This window comes from Xinfangfangia pollutisoli (assembly GCF_020179405.1).
GTDB lineage: Bacteria > Pseudomonadota > Alphaproteobacteria > Rhodobacterales > Rhodobacteraceae > Pseudogemmobacter > Pseudogemmobacter pollutisoli.
The window spans coordinates 1-18545 of record NZ_JAICBZ010000077.1 but is presented as its reverse complement, the minus strand read 5'-3'; the positions used below and the strand labels follow the sequence as shown (position 1 = coordinate 18545).

Here is an 18545-nt window from a genome sequence, read left to right as displayed (position 1 = left end):
GCGCGATCGCAGCGCCGCTTTGGGCGCGGCTGATGCCCCTGGCGCTGGAACTGCCGGCGCTGGCCGCGCGGCGGGCCGAGATCGGCGCGCTGGCGGGGCTGGTCCTGGCCCGGCTGGCGCGGGATCTGGGGCTGGAAGATCCGGGCCTTGCGCCCGGCGCCGAAGCGGCGCTGATGCCCGAGGGGCTGGACGGGTTGGAGGCGGTGCTGACCGCGGCGCTGATCGATAGAACCGGACCGGGGCCCCTGACCGCGGCGATGCTGGCGCGTCCTCAGGCCCGCCTGCCCGCCCCCGCCGCCCAGGCCCCCGACGGCGCCTTTGCCCAGTGGCTGGACGCAAGGCTGGCGGAGGGCGGGTTCAGCCTGGCCGCGCATGAGGCGCAGATCCGCGCCGCAGCCATGGCGCGGGCGGGGGGAAATCTGGCGGCTGCGGCGCGGCTTCTTGGCCTTAGCCGCGCGCAGCTCGCCTACCGGGAAAAACCCGGCACACCGTGACGGCAGGGCCGGGAGCGGGCCCCGCCGTCACCGCATCGCCTGGACCCTGGCCTCAGGCCAGCGCCTCCATCGTGCCGCCGGTGGGGATGTCGGGGGCCGCGCCATTCTCGACGATCACCAGATCGTAGCCGCCGCCCTCTTTCATCCGCCATTGCCCGCCGGTCAGCGGGGTCTTGCAGACATTCCTGGCGGCAAATTCCGGCACATTTGCGCCGTTCCAGGCGACATGGCCGACGACGGTCTTCAGATCAGTCGCGGCCACCGCCTCGGCCACCGCATCGCCATCGGTCGGGTCGCTGGCCCGGCCCATCACATCGGCCGCCACTTCGAACAGCGAATGCACGAAGCCGATCGGCTGGGTCCAGGGCCGGCCCGATTGCGCGGTGAAATCCGCCGCCAGGTCGGCCGAGGACTTGCCGGTCAGGCTGGACGAGAACGGATGCGAGGGGGTCCACCAGACTTCGGACGACAGGTTGTGCCCGGCCTGGCCCAGCACTTCCACCGATTGCGGGAACAAAAGCGCCTTGGCGACCGTCACCACCTTGGGCGACACCCCCTGCTGGCGAATCTGGTTCCAGAAGGTGGTGAAATCCGGCGGGATCAGCACGCCGGTGATGATATCGGTCTGCGCGGCCTTGAAGGCGTTGATCTGGGCCGAGAAATCGTCGGACAGGTTCTGGAAGCTGCCCGGATTGGTCAGCGCATAGCCCTTGGCTTCCAGCCCCGGGCGCAGGCCGTTCTGATTGTCGCCCCAGGCATTGCCATCGGCATCGTTCGGGAACAGCCCGCCCACCGCCTTGTTGGTCTCAAGCTGGTTCCACATCGCGGTATAGACCTCGATGACATCCTCCATGCCCCAGAAGTAATGGAAGGCATAGTCGAAGGGCTTCCAGCTGCCGGGATCGCCGGGATTGCCCTGCTGGCCGATGAACCAGGGCTGCCAGGGCGCCACGGTCGAGATGCAGGGCACGCCCTCGCCTTCGCAGACGCCGGCCACCGGATTGGTGGTTTCCGGGGTCGAGGCGACCAGCATCAGGCGCACCTCGTCCTTCAGGATCATCTCTTTCGCCACTTCGGCGGCGCGGTTGGGGTTGGACTGGCTGTCCTTCACCACCACCTCGAAATTCGCCCCCGCGGGCGAGGCCAGGAAGGCCGCGATGTTATAGGCGTCGCTTTCGGCAAAGCCCGCAAGCGGGCCGGTCTGCGGCGAGACATAGCCCAGCTTGATCTTCGCGCCCTGGGCCAGGGCCGGCATGGCAAGGCCCGATGCGGCGACGCCCAGGCCAGAGGCCGCGGTCGTGCGCAGGAATGTCCGTCTGGTCAGCATGATCTTCCTCCCTCTGATGAAGGCCGCGGCTCCTCGATCCGCGGCCCGGAAACGCAAGCGGCGGCCCCTAGCGCGGGGCCGCCATTTCGGTTGTGGCGCGGGTGCAGAAATCGTCCAGCACCCGCTGCAGCATGGCGATTTCGGCGTCACTGACCTCGTGCCCGCGATCGGGGAACAGGTCGGTTCGCAGCCGCGCCCGCGCCTGGCCCAGTTCCAGCGCCGCCTCGGCAAAGGCGGTGACCGGGATCCAGGGGTCCTGGTCGGCGCCGGTCAGATAGACCGGCAGCAAGGGCGGCAGCGCGCGCGGCCGGTCATCGGCCAGAACCCCCACCCGGCAGCCGGTCAGCGCCACCAGCGCCTCGGGCGCCGGCCGGCCGGCAAAGGCATATTCCAGCGACAGGCAGGCGCCTTGCGAGAAGCCCGCCAGGACCAGCGGCAGGCCCGGATGCGCCGCCCGCGCCGCCGCGACATCGGCGGCCAGATGGTCCAGCGCCGCGGCCAGGGCGGTTCGGGTGTCCGGCGTCAGCGGATCCACCGCCTTGGCCGCATACCAGGCGCCGCCCGGCGCGCGGGGCAGATGGAAGGCCACGCCCGGCGCATCGAGCCGCGCCAGGACATGGGACTGCATCTCTTCGGGCGACTGGCCGCGGCCATGGACAAGGACGCAGACCGCCCTTGCCCCGCCACCCTGCGCCCCCAGAGGAAGCGCGCCCGCCATCAGGCGAACTCGGCCTGTTCCAGCCCTTCGCGCAGCTCGGCCTCGCGGTCCTTGAACCAGGGCGGGAAGACCAGCGTCTTGCCGATCTCGCCCGGCGCCTCGTCGCGCGCCCAGCCTTCCGGCGTGGTCCAGGCCAGTTCGAACAGCGCCCCGCCGGGCGAGCGGACATAGCAGGACTTGAAGTAGTTGCGGTCCTTCTGTTCCGAGATGTCGGTGAAGCCCAGGCCCTCGATATGGGCACGCAGCGCCATCTGATTGGCCTCGTCGCCGGTGTTCAGCGCCAGGTGGTGGATCGTCCCGCCCGACAGGGTCCAGGTGCCCTGCGGGCTGGTGCGGTCTTCCACGACCTCGACGCGCTGGATCACGCCATTGGCATCCGGCACGCGGTAGACCGTGCCTTCATGGGTGTCGGCTTCCTTGGTCAGGGGCAAGGCGATGGTCATGAAATCATCCATCGCCGTGCGGTCGAAACAGGCGACCAGACCGCCATAGATCCCCTTGATCCCATGCGCGGCGCCGATGCCCTGCGCGGCATTGGTGATCGGTTCGCGCGGGTCATTGTCGGATTCCACCAGCTCATGCGGGATGCCGCAGGGATGGGCGAAGGCCACGCGATCGGCGCCGAAGCGGGTGATCTTCTCGGCCGGGATGCCGCGGGCATTCAGCCGGTCGACCCAGAAATCGGCCGCCCCCATCGGGATCGCCTGCATGATGGTGCGCGACTGGTTGGTGCCGCGCCGGCCATAGACGCCCGGCTTCTTGAAGGGGAAGGTGGTGATGATGGTCGAGGCATCGCCATTGGGCGAGCCGTAATACAGGTGATAGACCGGGATCGTGCCGTCGAACAGCACGGTGCGCTTCACCGAATGCAGGCCAAGCGTCTTGGTGTAGAAATCGAAATCCTCCTGCGCGCCGTCGGTGGACATGGTCAGGTGGTGGTATCCGCTGATCTTGGACATGGGTCTCCTCCGTTTTCGTTCAGCTTTGCCGCTGCGGGCAAAGCACTGTTTTCGCTCAGCTTTGCCCCTGCGGGCAAAGCACGAGTTTCATTCAGCTTTGCCGCTGCGGGCAAAGCACAAGGGTCAGCTCAAGCGCGCGGCCGGTCTGTCCTCCGGGCAGCGAGGTCGCGCGAAAATCGGCCAGCAATCCGGGTTTCACCCCGAACACGGCATCCCGGCCGATGGCGGGATCCGCCCGGTCGAAGATCTGGGTCGTCAGCCTCTCATGCCCCTCGGCCGAGACGCGGAAATGGATATGGGCCGGCCGTTCCAGGCACAGGCCAAGGCTGGTCATCAGCCGCCCCACCGGCCCGTCCGAGGGCAGCGCATAGCCGCCCGGCATGACCGAGGTGAAGGCGAAGCGGCCCTGCGCATCGGTGCGGAAGCGGCCGCGCAGATTGTTCTCGGGCTGCAGGTCGGGTTCCTGGTTTTCGTATTTGCCCTGGCCATTGGCCTGCCAGACCTCGACCAGCGCCCCGGCCAGCGGCCCACCCGCCAGCGCCGTGACCCGGCCGCTGACCGCCAAAGGCAGGCCCTTGCCATCCAGCGAGATCGTGGCGCCCGGCGCCCGGTCGGGCGCATCGGGGCGGTAGAAGGGGCCCGCCACGGTGTTGGGCGTGGCGCCTTCGGGGCGCGGGCTGTTCAGATCCTCGACCAAAGCCGACAGGCCCAGCGCATCGGCCAGCAGCACCCATTCCTGCCGCCTTGCGTCGGAATGGTGGCCCAACTCGGTCAGATAGCCCAGCGTGGCGCGGAACTCGGCCCGGCTGGGCCGCACGTCGCGGATCAGCCCCTGCAGCGCCGCGACCATGGGCCCAAGCGCCCCCGTCAGCCGCGAGGCCGGCAGCCGCGCCAGCCGTGCGGTGAAATCGCTTGTCCCCTCTGCCGCGACAGGGGCCATGCCCTGCTGCGGCCCCTTTTCCTGGCCGTCCATCCCTTTGGGGCCTCCCGTCCCCGTGCCGACAGGGATAGACCGGGCCTGCGGAATTTTGGTTGAGTTGTTCGCCGGACAGTATAGCACAGTGGTATGAAGCTGAACGAACGCCACCTGATGCAGCTTGCCGCGGTTCTGGATGCCGGCGGGGTCTCGGAAGGGGCCGCGATGCTGGGGCTGACCCAGCCCGCCGTCTCGCGCTCGCTTGCCATGCTGGAGGCGCGGGTGGCCGAGCCCCTGTTCGTCAAGGGCCGCCGCCCGCTGCAGCCCACGCCGCTGGGCGCGCAGCTGGCGGTGCAGGGCCGGGCGATCATCGCCGCCTCGCGCCGCGCCTCGGATGCGGTGCAGGGCTTCGTGCGCGGCACCACCGGGCTGGTGCGGGTGGGCGGCGTTCCGTTCTTCATGGATGCGATGATCAGCCGGATGATCGGCGAGTTTCAGCAGCACGAACCCGGCATCACCGTGCAGCAAAGCTATATGAACCTGCCCGAGATGGCCGCGGCGCTGGAAGCCGGGCAGATCGACCTGGGCATCGTGCCGATCGGGGTGCTGGATCTGGGCCCGGGCTTCGAATTCACCGAGATTCTGCCCGGCCGCAACATCGTGTCCTGCCGGCCCGGCCATCCCCTGATGCGCAAGCGCCCGCTTGAGGCGCAGGACCTGACCGCCTACCCCTGGGTCGCCCCCCTGCCCGGCTCTCCTCTGATGTCGGATCTGCAGATGATCCTGATGTCCATCGGCATGTCGGATCTGAACATCCGCTATTCCGGCGGCTCATTGATGAGCGTGGTGAATGTGCTGGCCGAAACCGATGCGCTGGCGGTGCTGCCCTTTTCCGTGGTCTTCGCGCTGCGCAAGGAAAACCGCATCGCGGTGCTGCCCTATGACATTCCGCAGCCCAACCGCTCGCTTGGCATCCTGCGGCGGGTGAATGTGGCCCGCTCGCCCGCGGCCGAACGGTTGGCCGGCCATGTGATCACCGCCTTCGAGGATCTGAAACATGTGATCAAGCGGCACGAGAATGCGGTGATCTGGGGCAATGCCGCGGTCTGAGCGGACAGGCATGCCGCGCCCCGATGGTGCCCGCGGCCGGACTTGAACCGGCACGGCCCTGCGGCCTGGAGAGTTTAAGTCCTGCGGGAAATCAAGCGGTTCAAGGACTTGGGCCGAAAATTTCCCACGGACAAAAAGCGAACATGGCGTGAACGTGGGAAAGGGTAATCAGCGGGGTTTTGGGCGCGTGGAACCGGAGTGAGCCTGGCCGTTCTACGCAGGTCAGGCCAGGCGGGCAGGAGATCATCAAGGCACGCAAGAGTATGAGATTGAAAAGCCTTACCAGATCCTTAGCATGAGAGCTCAGTTGCGCGGTGGGCCGCCTAACTGCGATGCGGTGAGATCACTACTTCAGCAAGGCTAACATAGCCATGCTTCATTCAAAGTGCCTCGAAAAGGCCTGTGGATACTCTGAAAGATGAGCAATGGCCGAAATTCCTATGTATGGGTTACTTAACAGTAGAAAAGCATACGATCCGAGGGGCACTCTTGCAGATTTTCTTTTCTTGACAGACCGGTGCCGACCAAAAAATCAACCAAGACTTTATACACGATGCTTTGATTTCTGCGATTAGAGAGATTAACTCTGATATAGGCCTCACCGAGGCCGATCGCGGGGACGAACTTTTGACACTGGATCAAGATACAAAAGGAATACTCGGCTCAGCCCCTATTGCGGAAACAATCCTGAACAAGATAGCCAATGCCGATGCAGTCGTCCTAGATGTGTCACTAATAGCATCCGGGCGGGAAGAAAAACGCCACATCAACAGCAATGTAGCGATAGAGCTCTCACCGTTAGCCCGGCCTGGCGCGGCTTGGCGCTCTGGTTGGCAGATGCTCTTCTGGCTCGCGCGCTCGGCTGGGAGCGGCCGGTCCCGCTGCTCGCAGCACATTTGCTGCGGGCAGCTTTCCGGTTGGAGGGCGAGGCGTGGCTTCCGGCCTGCGCTGCTGCCTGCGGCCCGGGAGCGGTCGCGGCCTTCGATCTTCACGCCGGCCTGACCTGCCGCGCAGAAGCATTGCGCGCTGCAAATCTGCGGCGGCCTGGAAAGGGCACGGTTGCCATCATCACTGACTCCTGACCGAGGATGGTCCCGTTCAATCATGCCACGCCTCACTTGCTGGTCCACGGCTTGAGCTTTCGTGACATCGTAGCAGGGACCGTGGCCCCAGTGGGGTCGCGTAAGCCCTGCGAAGGATCGTCGACGACTGACAGCTCTCCGATCTTGGCATGCAACGACCGGACTGTCTCCTCGTCCGCCTCCACCGCAGGCTTCTTGCCGCCGCGCTCGAAGATCTCCGCGGCCCCGTCGAGCAGCCGCCTGTTTCGCCGCCCTGGTGGATGCGTTGCAAGATAAGGTGAGCGTGAAATCTTTGGCCGTCAGGTGAAGTGTCTGAAACATCTGAGAACCGCGCAGGACGGCGCAGGACGGCGCCCCGTCTCAATGGGAGCTCGACGGTGAGACCTTCGAGGAGGTCCCACTGGTACCGGGCCAGTTCGCGACAACACCGGATGAGCGAGGAATGCAGAGATCTTCAGGAGCAGATCGCGGGCCGGGCAAGACCTGCGGGGGAGCGCTGCCGCAAGCCGCAGGCAGAGCGCACAGTTTGCGGTGGCAGTGGTGCCAGATCAGACCCGTCTTGCGCGCAGGGTCACGCCGGGCGTGTCGGCGCCAGAGGCATCTCCTCACCGCGCCAGACGGCATTGATGGCTCCGCGCCCGGTGCGCTTCTCAGGAAACCACTCGTCGACTGCCGATCTCCAACCTGCAGTCTCTCATTCAGAACGAGGGGGCCACGGAGACAGGTCACATGCTCTGAATCGGATCGAAAAAATCTGGGGGCAGCCCTTCACACCGCTCGGCGTATGTGAGAAATGGTTAAGATGATGCAGAGTCCGGTCGCCCCGAACACCCACGCTGGATTAATCGAGGTTATGAGCAGAAGCCATGGTTTATTTTTTTTCTGCTGAAAATAAATCCAAAAGCTTTCCAATATGGGCAGGTGGCGGCATGATCGGCTTCGTCGATTCCATCGAATTGAACGGTGGCCAGATTTCCGTAACCGGCTGGGTAAATGCGGATGAGGTGGGTCTACAGGATGGCGGCACTCGCTTATCGAAAGCACCAGATTTGCCGCGTCAAGATGTGATCAAGACCTTTCCCGAACTCGACCGAACCAGCGGCAGTATGAAATTTGGCTTCAGTGTCACCGCTAACTTATTATCGGATAACGCGTTCTTCTTTGTTCGGCAAGGACCAAACACTTACTACTTTCATCTCTAATGGCAATTTCCTCATTCAAAAACCTTTGGTTTCGTTATCAGAGTGTCAGCGCGGTTTTCGCGGCGAAGCCTATGCCATTGCGCGATCTCACTGGTCAGTTGATTGGATACGTCGAACATATCGAATACCGCGACAGGCGGGTCCGAGTGGCGGGTTGGTGTTTGTTTGATAACTTGCAGCTTTTAACACTCTCCGGACGGATTCCTATCCGGCGCGGCCTGCATCGTGGGGACGTGGTTGCGGTACTAGGCAAGCCTGCGATGTTTAGTACCGGTAACCCACATGGACGGGTGGCGTTCGACGAGGAGGCAGAATGGTGTGGTGGACCCGTCACTCTGGCACTTCAGCGCGACAATACCGTGCTGAACTGGCTGCTTCCGGTTCCCTCGCAGAAGCGAATCGGCGATGCCCGGCGGAAACTGCTGCTCCCCTTTGCCGGCAAGGTTCTTAAGGCGTTTCCGAAGGGCTGCGCTTATCTATTACTTGGGCGCCCGAAGCACTTACGCACAGCGCTTGTCCACCACTTCAATCTACATCCTCCCCTGCGCGTGTCGCACAGGTTCGATGTGGAAATCTTCCAACGCGGCGATGACATAGCCGTCACGCCGGCCGGCGATACTCCGATCACGATAGTGCTGCCCGTCTACAATGCTTTTGATCTGCTGCCTGAGGTGCTTGCCCGAGTCGAGGCCCATACAGATCTGCCCTGGCATCTGATCCTGATCGAGGATTGTTCCAGTGATGCTAGGGTCAGACCCTGGCTGCAACACTGGGCGCGAGGTCGTGAGGAACGGGTCACGCTGATCGCGAATGACCAAAATCTCGGCTTTGTCGAGAGTGTTAACCACGGCCTGAAACGCGCAAGTCGCGATAGCGGGCATGTCGTTCTCCTCAACAGCGACGCGTTTGTGCCGCAGGGCTGGGCCTCGCGGCTGATTGCGCCGATCGCCTCGAACCCGGAGATCGCCAGCGTCACGCCGATGTCGAATGATGCAACCATCTTTTCGGTGCCGCTGATCGCCGGTTCTTGCCAGATCATGCCAGGCGCAGTCGATCATATAGACGCGGTCGCTGCGAGACTCGACCCCGGATCCACCCATGCGGTCGCCCCGACTGGCGTCGGTTTTTGTATGGCTCTGAATCGCGAGGCGCTGCGCCGGGTTCCGCAACTCGATACCACCTTTGGGAAGGGATACGGCGAAGAGGTCGACTGGTGCCAGCGCGTCGCGCAAACCGGAATGAAAAATGTCGGTATTGGCAATCTCTTCGTCGAGCACCGCGGTGGCCAGTCCTTCGGACAGGCGCATAAGCTAGAGGCGATGAGACGCGCAGGGCAGATTGTTGCGCGCCGCTATCCACAATATGATGCCGAGGTTCAGGAATTCATCCGTCTCGATCCACTTTGGAAGGCGCGTTTTGTGCTGGCGCTGGCCCTTGCTGCCAGCCGGCCGGAGGCTCCGCTGCATGTCTATCTCGCGCATTCGATGGGCGGCGGCGCGCAGAGCTGGCTGGGTCGCCGTATCAGCGAGCGCGAGGCCGATGGCTACGCGACTGCTGTGATCCGCATTGGTGGCTCTGATCGATTCGTGGTTACGCTGCACGTGGACGGCGGAAGCTTCACCTGCACGATCGAAGACCCGCAGCATCTGCGGCAGCTTTTCGGTCCGGTAGGCACGCTGCATGTGGTTTATTCCTGCGGCGTCGGCGATCCAGATCCGGTTTCGCTGCCGGGTCTTCTCTGTGACCTCGCTGCGGAAGAGGGCAGCAGCCTGGAAGTGTTGTTCCACGACTATCTGCCGATCAGCCCATCCTTCAACCTACTGGACAGCGATGCCACATGGCGCGGTGTCCCCAATCCCGCCAGCCAAGATCCTGCGCATAGCTCTGCGCGGCCTGACGGTCGAAGGGTTAGGCTGCCAGAATGGCGTGCGGCCTGGAGCCAGCTCATCCGCCGGGCAGATCAGCTCACCGTTTTTTCCCGCAGCAGCAAGGACATCGTTGCGCAATGCTGGCCTTGGGCGGAAGGTAAGATCCGGCTGATGCCCAGCCGTCTTCCGGTAAATATTCCCCAAGTGAAGCCCGCGATAGCGAGGGCCGGGCAGAAGGTTTCTCTGGCAGTTCTGGGGGCGATCGGCGAAGAAAAAGGAGCGCGGATCGTCAGCAAGCTGTCCTTTGCGTTGGAGGGTCGCAGCGATGGCCCGAACCTGGTCATAATTGGCGAGTTTGACCGGCGTTTCCCCCTTGCCCCATCCACGGTGGTGACTGGTCGATACGATATTCGCAACCTCGCTGATATAATGCACCGGCACCGGGTTGCGGTGTGGCTGATGCCTTCGATCTGTCCAGAGACGTTTTCATTCACCACCCATGAGATGATCGCGACTGGTCTGCCAGTCATGTCATTCAACATCGGAGCCCAAGGTGAAGCGGTCATGGCCGCCCCCAATGGCCATATCGTCCCAGTGGATGTTGATGAAATACAGAAGGTATATCATCAACTTCAGGCCGTCACAGAGGACCTACCATGAGAACCGTTCTGCACATCGGTATGAACAAGACCGGTTCCACCTCGTTGCAAAACGCGCTTCATCGGGACCGCGCCGCTCTTCGCTCTTCGGGTATGCTCTATCCCGAGGCAGGCTGCGGCCTGAGCGGCACTGCGGTGATCTTTCAGTATGAACTGAGCCGCGTGCTCGGATATTCCAACACGCCTGCCGGCTCTGAGGGTGATGCGGGCAAGCTGAAGGCCGATCTTGAAAACGAGATCACCGCACACAATCCTAACCTTCTGATTCTCAGCAGTGAGTATTTTTGTCTGCGCCGGGATATCAGCAGGCTGCAGCAATTCCTCGCCGGACATGATCTGACCGTGGTGGTCTATCTGCGGCGCCACGATTTCTGGTATGCTTCCCTCTATGCCCAGGCAGTGGCAAGCATTCCCGGCGCTTTTCCATGGTCGCCGGGCTTTGCTGGCTATGTCGACTGGCTGGCTAGGCATCCTGATCATTTTCACTCCTACGGTGCGCTACTGGACCATTGGCGTGCGGCTTTTCCTGCCGCAAACATCGTTGTCCGCCCGCTGACGCATGACCTGCATCGCAACGAGGCCGGAAAGCCAGAAACGCTGAATATGGTGCACGACTTCTTTCTGCAGATCAGCACCCCGCTGCCGGAGCATCTGGCGCATATCGAACTCCGGCGGGACAATCGATCAGCAGGGCCAGTTCAGGTCCAGGAAGCCGAGCTCAACCGCCGCGTCCAGCGCGGCGAAGCTGTGGGAGATTTCGAGATTTTTCCGCAATTGGTCGAAGCCGAAGCTGTCCAGCGTGTTATCCTGACCCAAGCTGCAGATTACGCCTATATCGCTGAGAAGTATCTCGGCCAAACGATGCAGCCCCTCTTCTCGACTGCGGGGGTTACAGTGTGACATCAGACAAAAAGGGAGATCCTCCTGAAACTGGGTATGAAGTCGGAGATACATCTGGCAGTTGCGGTAGCGCCCCGGTGGAAGCCCTTTCGATCGAAGTGCCGGATGCGCTGAGCGCTCAAAACCTCGCCCTCTGGTGCCGCTACCTGCAAATCGCCGACCCCGCTTCCGCGCGCCAGGATTACCGGCGCGATCCGGAGATGGACGCTTCAGGGTTCCGGCTACGTGATGGCAGCACCCCGACGAACCTCTTCGCGTGGATGAAAGAGCAAGTGGAGGAACTGCCTGCTTTGCTTGCAAAGCTCCGCCAGCGTCCTGATTTCATCCGAGATCCAGCGCTAGAATCGCTCCCCGATGAGTTGTTTTTTGAGCTGATCGCCCTTGGCGAGCCGGTCGATCGGATGGTCTCGGGATTCTCCGCCTCGCTCTACTACGACCAGCATCACGACATCGCACGCAGCGGTAGCCCGGCCATTGTCCACTATCTTCGCTGGGGTCACCGCGAGGCGATGCGCTTGACGCCCGTTAAGCTCCGGAACCGGGCCAGACTGGTGCGCCCCGCAGCAACCGATCCGATCCTGCTGATCGCTACTCCTGATCCACTGACGGCGGCAGGTGAGAGCGTGACGAAGGCGCTCGCGAAGCTGGCGAGGAAAGTCGGGTTGACCCCGGTTTTCTGTATTGGCTCGGCCGATGCAGAAACATTCTCCGACGATACCTCAGATCCCGATCCGGCGGCGATCCTAAGCGGCGACCTTCCGGTCTGGCAACTACGAGCTCTAGCCGGGCAATTACCGCAGGAACTTGTGGCGGCGGTCGATCTTTCCGGGGGCGGGCTGCCGTCGCTGTGCTACGAGTGTGAGGCGGCCGGGATACCACTTTTTGCCGCACCACTCAGCGCACCTGCAGGAGCAGAGAAGCAAAGGCGTGAGGCACTTTTGCTGACATATGCCCACGGCCTGATCTCCCCGGACCAGGAGATTGCACGGGCTTGGCAACTATTCGGCAGAACGGTCGGGATACGGCCAGGCAGTCTCCATCTGGCACCTGCCTCTGTCTTCGTCCCCTCGCCCGAAGGCGACAATGGCGTCCAGGAAGCTGCGGTACATCGCACACTAACCGTGCGGTTCGGTGCAGAGTGGCGCGCTCACCCTCTGGTCCTCGCTTCCGGACCTGCAGCGGGGGTGGAGGTGTTTCGGGCACTCGCTCAAACCATGCGGGTTGCCGGATCAGAAGCGCACTTCCTCTGGATCACGCTGCCGGGCCCGCGACCGGATGTGGCAGACGACCAGGATAGTCGGGATCACGCCGCAATGCCTGCCGGAGTGGGGGCGGCGCTTGAAATATGGCAGACACCGTCCCTCCTGCCGGTTCTGGCCGGTTTTTGTAGCCATTACCTGTCTTTTCATCGCAGCACGGCGGATAACACAGCCATTCTTCTGGCTGCTCAGGCCGGGGCGCAGGTCGCAATATGCGGGGAAGCCTCCGAGGCCATGACCCTCGCGCGAGAGGCGGGTCTGAGCGACCGGCTGCGATCGCTTCCGGTCGTCGATATCCTCGCGCTGTACGATTTCCTGATGACAGAGAAGGGACGGGACAGGGCCGGCTCAACACCGCTGCCGCCCTTCGGCCCGACCTTTGCCAAAGCCGTGCTGAAGGTTGTGCAGGATCACGCAAAAGAGAGAGGTGGCCCGGTCCATATTACGCGTTTTCATCCGGTTATCTGCGATCAGGCGCGGTTGCTACCGGCCAGGCGGCGCAATTCCTGGTTATCAATTGAGGATTGTCGCGCGGAAATCGCCCGGTCAGATAACTGGCTGCATCGGATGCTGAAGGTCCCACCGCCCGAGCAGACCCGTATCCTCCATGGCAGCGCCCCGTACGCCCTGCATCACCATGTGTTCTACCCGGCACAGATCACCGGAACGGTTCGCCAGCATCTGGCCACCTATCGCAATGCGCGCAGGGTGGTTTTCAGTGTTCCATCCGCCGCCAGCGCGGCGCGCTTGCGCGAGGCGCTTCGGGGTCTAATGGATGACCCCGAGATCGTGGTGACGGCAAATCTCGGCCGTGATATCCTTCCCTTCCTGCGCCTTCTCTATGATGATTTCGTGGCCGCACCGGCGCTATGGTGGGGTCATGTTCATCAGAAGCGCTCTGCTCATCTGCCCAATGGCCTGCAATGGCGCGACCATCTGTTGACGACACTACTGTCGCCACCCTCCCGCAAGGAAGCCGCACCTGTCGTGGGCATTGATCTCTCCGATACGGATCTCGGAGTGATTGCGCCATTTTGCAATGTCGCTAAAATCTGGGGCCCCTCTGCGCGACACTTGCCGTTGGTAGAGGGCGCCTTCACGCAACCGCTTCCCGATGAGCCGATGCTTTTTCCCGCCGGCAACATGTTCTTCTGTCGTGGCGCGGTTGCGAAGGCCATGCTGGATCTCTTTGGCTACGACTATCCCTGGCCAGAAGAGCCGTTGGCCCTCGATGGGACAGAGTATCACCTGATCGAGCGGTTGTGGCCGACAGTGGCGGCAAAATGTGGCTATAAATCGATATTTCTTGACTTCTTTAACCTGCAATAAGCCAGTGTATTTCAGATGGTATTTTGCGCAATTTCGATCCAAGACAGACAGGCTGATCTTTCCTGCTGCACAAACCTTCTTACGGCCGGGCTGCGGCAATCCCCCACGCATCACCTCTTAACGCGAGGCGCTTGCGCGCGGAGCCTTCCATGACTGATCTGCCGCCTGTCCTGTTCGGAGCGCCGATGCTGCCCGATCCCACCCGTTTCGCCAGCCTGACCGCCGAGGCGCTGGATGCGGGCTGGCTGACCAATGGCGGTGTATTGCATATGCGGCTGGAACGCGCGCTGAGTACGTGGCAGCACGCGGGGGATACGGTCTCGCTGACCTCATCGGGTACGATGGCGCTGACACTTGCGCTGATGCTGGGCGAGCTGCCGGCAGGAGCCGAGGTCATCACCACCCCGCTCACATTTGCCGCGACAGCGCAGGCGATTGCAGCGCTTGGGCTGGTGCCGGTCTTTGCCGATGTCGACCCAGACCGACTGACGCTCTGCCCGCGCGCGGTTGAGGCGGCGATCACGCCGCGCACGGCGGCCATCCTGCCGGTGCATTTCCTGGGGATACCCTGCGATGTCGCGGCGCTGGAGGCCCTGGCGCGGCGGCATGGCCTCTGGCTGGTCTATGATGCCGCCCATGCCTTCGGGGCCGAGATTGACGGCATTCCGATTGGTCATTTTGGCGATGCCTCGGCCTTTTCCCTGCATGCGACCAAATTGCTGAATACGGCTGAGGGCGGGTTTGTCGTTACGCGCGGCAATCAGGCGGCGGCCCTGCGCCGGCTGCGCAATTTCGGGATGGAACAGGGGCGGGCGACCGGGCCGGGTCTCAATGGCAAACTTTCGGAACTACATGCAGCCATGGGGCTGGCCCTCTTGCCCGATTTGCCCGCAGAGCTGACCGCGCGCCGGGCGTTGCGCCAGGCCTATGACAGTGCATTCTCCGGCTTGCCGGGGCTGCGGCTGCATCGGGCAGGGGGCGAAAGCCCCGGCTATTATGCGCTGCGTCTTGCGCCGGATCTGCGCGCACGGCTCGTGCTGGCCCTCGCCGAGGGGCACATCTTCGCGCGAGATCACTTTCCGCTGCTTTGCGGTCCTGGCACATACTGGGCCGGAGACGGTATCGTGACCGCCTCCGGTGCGCCCCCGGTGGCGCCGGAGGCAGGGACTGAACTTCTCTGCCTGCCCTTTCATGGCCGTATTACTGCGCCACAGCTGGCCCGCATCACCGCAATCGTTTCGGCGGTGCTTGATCAGAGCGACCCCAAACCGGAGCAGGCCGAATGAAATCCACTACCGATTTCGACGAGATCACAGTCTTCGGCGCACGCGGGCATAGTCTGATGATCCTGCGCGGGCTTGAGGAATACTGGCGGGGCCGCGTCCGTGTCCGGGCGTTGATTGATGATATCGAGAACGGGTTCGTGCATCCCGGCCTTGGCGTGCCGGTGATCTCGTCGGCTGCGCGGCTGCGTGACCACGCAGCTCTGCCTGTGCTGCTGACGGTCTCGAACCCCGGATTGCGGCGCCGGGTGGCCGGTGGGCTGCGCGAGGAAGGTGCAACTCTTGCCACCGCCTGCTGTCCCGATCTGCCGCATGTCGACCCGGATGTGCAATTCGGTCCCGGCTCGATCACCATGCCCTGGACCCGGATCGGGCCGGCGGTGCGGATCGGCGCCTGTGCGATGATCCTGTCCTCCAGCATCGGCCATGATGTGGAGATCGGAGATTTCTCAACGCTGGCGATCGAATCCGCCCTGGCCGGGCATGTGAGGATCGGCGAAAGCGTGAATATCGCTCCGAGGGGCGCGGTCATGAATGGCAGCCGCCGTCGGGTGATGGAGATCGGCGACGGGGCAGAGATCGGCGGCGGCGCGATTGTGATCGGCAAGGTCGCGGCCGGGGCGCGCATGATCGGCAATCCGGCCATGCCGATCCGCGACTGGGTCAGGCTTCGCGGTCTGCTGCGAGGTGAAACCGGCTCAGAAGCGCTGTGACATAGGGCCCGAACCCGGTTTCCCGTCGGATCAGCCGGCGCAGATCCCGGCGGGACCCGGAAGTGACCGCACTGGCGGCGGCAACCGCTGCCGCGACAAATCCCGCCTCATCCTCCGGGGGCAGGAAACGCCCGACGCCCTCTGTCATCCCGATCAGACCGATATCGGCGGCGTAGCCGACAAAGGGCGTGCCAACCGCTGCGGCATGGATCGCGGTGGTCGGCCCCGGATCCTGGCGCGAGGTTAACAGATAGACGTCCGCGGCGCGATACCAGCCGAGGCAATCCTCGACAAATCCGGGCAAGGCTAGGGGCAGCCCCTCGGCCAGAGCGGCATTCGCGAGATCCCTGGCCCAGGAGTCCAGCGCCCCCAGCCAGACAAAGCGCGCGCCGGGCTGCGCCGCCCGGATACGCCGGGCCGCGTCGAGAAACAGATCAAAGCCTTTGCGCTTGTCGGCATGGCCGGCGCCGATAAAGACCGGCCCGTCTTGCCGCTGCCGCCACAGCCGCGCGCGCCGGAATGATGCCAGCGACGTCGGGGGCGGAATGATCCCGGGGCGCAATTGCCCGACAGGGCAGGGAGCCCCGCCCGGCGGCCCTGCCTTGCCCCGGGAGGTCCCCGGCGAGATGAGCGGTGAAATGCCCCGTGAAATCTGCGGTATCGAGGCTATCAGCCGGGCGCCCGCCTCTTGCGCCAGACGAAGATCCGGCATCAGGCCCTGGTCCCGGATGTAATCGGGCATCTCATGCAGCAGCACCAGACAGTCGAGACCTGCCTGCGCCAGAGGCACCGCAAGCCCGGCGGCGGCACTGGTGTTGATCAGCGCGGCCGTGCGCTGCGGCAGCGCTGAGGCCAGCCCGGTCGCATCCCATCCCTCTGCCAGGATGAAAACGGGGCCAATCGCACGAAACCTGTCGAGCAAAGGCCCGGCATTGCCCAAAAGGAAAACCGGATCATAGCCCCGGGCGCCAAGGGCGCGCGCCAGATCGAGCGTCAGGATCGGCACCCCGGCCTTTTGCGCGTCATGGCAGACCAGCACGAAGGGGCGTGGCCGTCCGGTCATCGCAGCCGCCATCGCGGCGCCTGACATTGCCGCATCGACAGGTGTTGGCCGCGGCAGAAATCCCCGCGCAGACCCTTCGGTGACATAATGGCGAAACGGGTGGCTTTGGCCGAGCGCGAGGTAACACCGGCGATAGAAACCGGCATCGAACCCTTTGGAAGGCGAGCGCCCCTCTGCATCGCCATGCAGGATGAAGTGCAAGACCGCACTTTGCCCGAAGCCGAGCAGGTCTGGATAGGTGCCAAGGTAGTCGTCTGCATCTATCAAAGGGTGCGGTTGACGCTTATGCCCATTGGCGGTCCGAACCAAGTAATCGTCTAAAGCGGTTGCGCCATTCGTACCCCAGTCCCGATAGCGATCCTTGTAGAATCGGGTTGAAAAGTAGGGGGAAGGGTCCAGTCCCAGAGCATCGCCGTCATTTTGGAAATGCTGCCATGCCTCATTCTTGCTCAGGACATGACCGCATTGACGGCAATAGTGATCAGCGTCGAAGAATTCCTGTTTCATGATCCGTTTCGTGGCGGTTTGTCCGAAGCAAGGGAAGAGGATTTATGGTGTGTGACAGGCTGTCGTGATGGTTTAGGGTCAGGAATCGTTATTGTTTTATAGCCAGAAGATGACGGTTGCGGCGAGCGCGATTGCTGAGAGGAACACCCTCGGGTACCTGTCGTATCGCGTTGCGCCCCCCGCCAGTCTTTCTGTCTGCCGAACTTGATCTCGATCCGATTTCGGCGCTTGTAGCGGCGCCTGTCATATTTAACGGGCTTGCTCCGAGACTTCCTGCCCGGGATGCACGGCTTTATCCCCTTGTCTTTCAAGGCTTCTCTGAACCAGTCGGCATCGTATCCACGGTCTGCAAGTAGCCAGTCTGCCGATGGCAGGCCGCTCAATAACGCGGCGGCCCCAGTGTAATCACTGACCTGGCCTGCGGTCATGAAGAACCGGATGGGGCGTCCTGCGGTGTCAGTCACGGCGTGCTGTTTGGGGTTCATCCCGCCTTTGGTTCGACCGATTGCCCGCCCCCGTCTGTCGTCTGCACCCCCTTTTTATCCGCAGGCAGGATGCCGTGCGATGCGCCTTCAAATATGTGGCATCGATCATCACCGTCTTCGGAACAGCCGCCTCTGCCGCCAGGCCGTGCATCATGCAGGCGAAGACACCCCTGTCACTCCAGCGCTTCCAACGGTTGTAGAGGGACTTCGCAGGACCATATTCCCTGGGGGGCATCTCTCCACCGCAAGCCATTGCGATTGATGAATATAATTCCACTCAAAACACACCGGTCATCAACACGAGGCTTCCCGTGGCTCTTGGGGAAGACGGGCGCCAGACGTGCCATCTGCGCCTTAGTCAACCAAAACAGGTTGCTCATTCATCGATCTCCTTGCGGAGCCTGAATCGGGCTGAAAGCGCAAGATCAATGGGTCCTGACCCTAGAACTGCAGAAGGTCCCCTACCCCGCCGGATCCACCCCTGCCGCCGCAGCGTTCCTTGCCCGGCAGGTGACCAGCGCGGCGCGGTCCTGGGCCCAGAAGGCGACCACCTCGGCCCGGGACAGGGCGCGGGCGGGCAGCAGCACCGGGCGGTCGCAATCAGCGAAGGCGGTTGAGGTTTTCGGCGTCGCGCAGGCCGAGGCCGCAAGCGCCAGCGTCAGGGGCAGCAT

General features: G+C 63.2%; 14 protein-coding genes and 2 pseudogenes. 9 read left to right on the top strand and 7 right to left on the bottom strand.

Annotation, left to right across the window (positions count from 1 at the left end):
- On the top strand, positions 1–494 hold a 494-nt coding region (locus tag K1Y73_RS17635; protein ID WP_225029620.1), incomplete at its 5' end, for a helix-turn-helix domain-containing protein.
- 52 nt (positions 495–546) lie between these two features.
- Here K1Y73_RS17635 and K1Y73_RS17630 read toward each other — a convergent pair.
- The 4 genes from K1Y73_RS17630 to K1Y73_RS17615 all read right to left on the bottom strand — a co-directional run bounded on the left by K1Y73_RS17630 (position 547) and on the right by K1Y73_RS17615 (position 4471).
- Complete coding sequence (locus K1Y73_RS17630) at positions 547–1821, bottom strand: ABC transporter substrate-binding protein (RefSeq protein WP_225029619.1); 1275 nt, start codon at positions 1819–1821, stop codon at positions 547–549.
- A gap of 67 nt (positions 1822–1888) precedes the next feature.
- The gene (locus tag K1Y73_RS17625) at positions 1889–2539 is read right to left on the bottom strand and encodes an alpha/beta hydrolase (RefSeq protein WP_225029618.1); all 651 of its coding nucleotides are present in this window, start codon (positions 2537–2539) and stop codon (positions 1889–1891) included.
- Positions 2539–3498 (bottom strand): VOC family protein, encoded by a 960-nt coding sequence (locus tag K1Y73_RS17620; RefSeq protein WP_225029617.1) that lies wholly within the window; start codon positions 3496–3498, stop codon positions 2539–2541. The genes K1Y73_RS17625 and K1Y73_RS17620 overlap by 1 nt, the downstream gene beginning before the upstream one ends.
- 91 nt (positions 3499–3589) lie before the next feature.
- Positions 3590–4471 (bottom strand): dioxygenase family protein, encoded by an 882-nt coding sequence (locus K1Y73_RS17615; protein ID WP_225029616.1) that lies wholly within the window; start codon positions 4469–4471, stop codon positions 3590–3592.
- Between the two features lie 93 nt (positions 4472–4564).
- On the opposite strand from K1Y73_RS17615, the gene K1Y73_RS17610 reads away from it, so the two are divergent.
- From K1Y73_RS17610 to K1Y73_RS17575, 8 genes and pseudogenes are all read left to right on the top strand, one after another.
- A complete protein-coding gene (locus K1Y73_RS17610; protein WP_225029615.1) occupies positions 4565–5524 on the top strand; it encodes a LysR family transcriptional regulator in 960 nt (319 codons plus the stop codon).
- Positions 5525–6255: 731 nt separating this feature from the next.
- Positions 6256–6606: pseudogene (locus K1Y73_RS17605) on the top strand (DUF1403 family protein); the annotation flags it as partial.
- 866 nt (positions 6607–7472) lie between these two features.
- On the top strand, positions 7473–7808 hold the full coding sequence (locus tag K1Y73_RS17600; protein WP_225029614.1) for a hypothetical protein: 336 nt from the start codon (positions 7473–7475) through the stop codon (positions 7806–7808).
- A 77-nt stretch (positions 7809–7885) separates the two neighbouring features.
- Positions 7886–10336, top strand: a complete 2451-nt coding sequence (locus tag K1Y73_RS17595; protein ID WP_225029613.1) for a glycosyltransferase — start codon at positions 7886–7888, stop codon at positions 10334–10336.
- A complete protein-coding gene (locus K1Y73_RS17590; protein ID WP_225029612.1) occupies positions 10333–11235 on the top strand; it encodes a hypothetical protein in 903 nt (300 codons plus the stop codon). Before K1Y73_RS17595 ends, K1Y73_RS17590 begins: the two co-directional genes overlap by 4 nt.
- Before the next feature lie 77 nt (positions 11236–11312).
- A complete protein-coding gene (locus K1Y73_RS22135) occupies positions 11313–13823 on the top strand; it encodes a rhamnan synthesis F family protein (protein WP_225029611.1) in 2511 nt (836 codons plus the stop codon).
- Between the two features lie 149 nt (positions 13824–13972).
- Positions 13973–15109, top strand: coding sequence for a DegT/DnrJ/EryC1/StrS family aminotransferase (locus K1Y73_RS17580; protein ID WP_225029610.1), 1137 nt, complete (start codon positions 13973–13975; stop codon positions 15107–15109).
- On the top strand, positions 15106–15819 hold the full coding sequence (locus tag K1Y73_RS17575; RefSeq protein ID WP_225029609.1) for an LbetaH domain-containing protein: 714 nt from the start codon (positions 15106–15108) through the stop codon (positions 15817–15819). The genes K1Y73_RS17580 and K1Y73_RS17575 overlap by 4 nt, the downstream gene beginning before the upstream one ends.
- Here the strand turns inward: K1Y73_RS17575 and K1Y73_RS17570 are convergent.
- The 3 genes and pseudogenes from K1Y73_RS17570 to K1Y73_RS17560 form a co-directional block, all read right to left on the bottom strand.
- On the bottom strand, positions 15770–17389 hold the full coding sequence (locus tag K1Y73_RS17570; RefSeq protein ID WP_225029608.1) for a glycosyltransferase: 1620 nt from the start codon (positions 17387–17389) through the stop codon (positions 15770–15772). The genes K1Y73_RS17575 and K1Y73_RS17570 overlap by 50 nt on opposite strands.
- Before the next feature lie 96 nt (positions 17390–17485).
- A pseudogene (locus K1Y73_RS17565) lies at positions 17486–18254 on the bottom strand (IS5 family transposase).
- An 81-nt stretch (positions 18255–18335) separates the two neighbouring features.
- On the bottom strand, positions 18336–18545 hold a 210-nt coding region (locus K1Y73_RS17560; protein ID WP_225029607.1), incomplete at its 5' end, for a hypothetical protein.

Coding starts and splice junctions, on each gene's coding strand:
- K1Y73_RS17600 (WP_225029614.1), top strand. CDS start 7,473: ATGGTTTATTTTTTTTCTGCTGAAAATAAATCCAAAAGCTTTCCAATA.
- K1Y73_RS17570 (WP_225029608.1), bottom strand. CDS start 17,389: ATGAAACAGGAATTCTTCGACGCTGATCACTATTGCCGTCAATGCGGT.
- K1Y73_RS17590 (WP_225029612.1), top strand. CDS start 10,333: ATGAGAACCGTTCTGCACATCGGTATGAACAAGACCGGTTCCACCTCG.
- K1Y73_RS17620 (WP_225029617.1), bottom strand. CDS start 3,498: ATGTCCAAGATCAGCGGATACCACCACCTGACCATGTCCACCGACGGC.
- K1Y73_RS17615 (WP_225029616.1), bottom strand. CDS start 4,471: ATGGACGGCCAGGAAAAGGGGCCGCAGCAGGGCATGGCCCCTGTCGCG.
- K1Y73_RS17630 (WP_225029619.1), bottom strand. CDS start 1,821: ATGCTGACCAGACGGACATTCCTGCGCACGACCGCGGCCTCTGGCCTG.
- K1Y73_RS17610 (WP_225029615.1), top strand. CDS start 4,565: ATGAAGCTGAACGAACGCCACCTGATGCAGCTTGCCGCGGTTCTGGAT.
- K1Y73_RS17625 (WP_225029618.1), bottom strand. CDS start 2,539: ATGGCGGGCGCGCTTCCTCTGGGGGCGCAGGGTGGCGGGGCAAGGGCG.
- K1Y73_RS17580 (WP_225029610.1), top strand. CDS start 13,973: ATGACTGATCTGCCGCCTGTCCTGTTCGGAGCGCCGATGCTGCCCGAT.
- K1Y73_RS17575 (WP_225029609.1), top strand. CDS start 15,106: ATGAAATCCACTACCGATTTCGACGAGATCACAGTCTTCGGCGCACGC.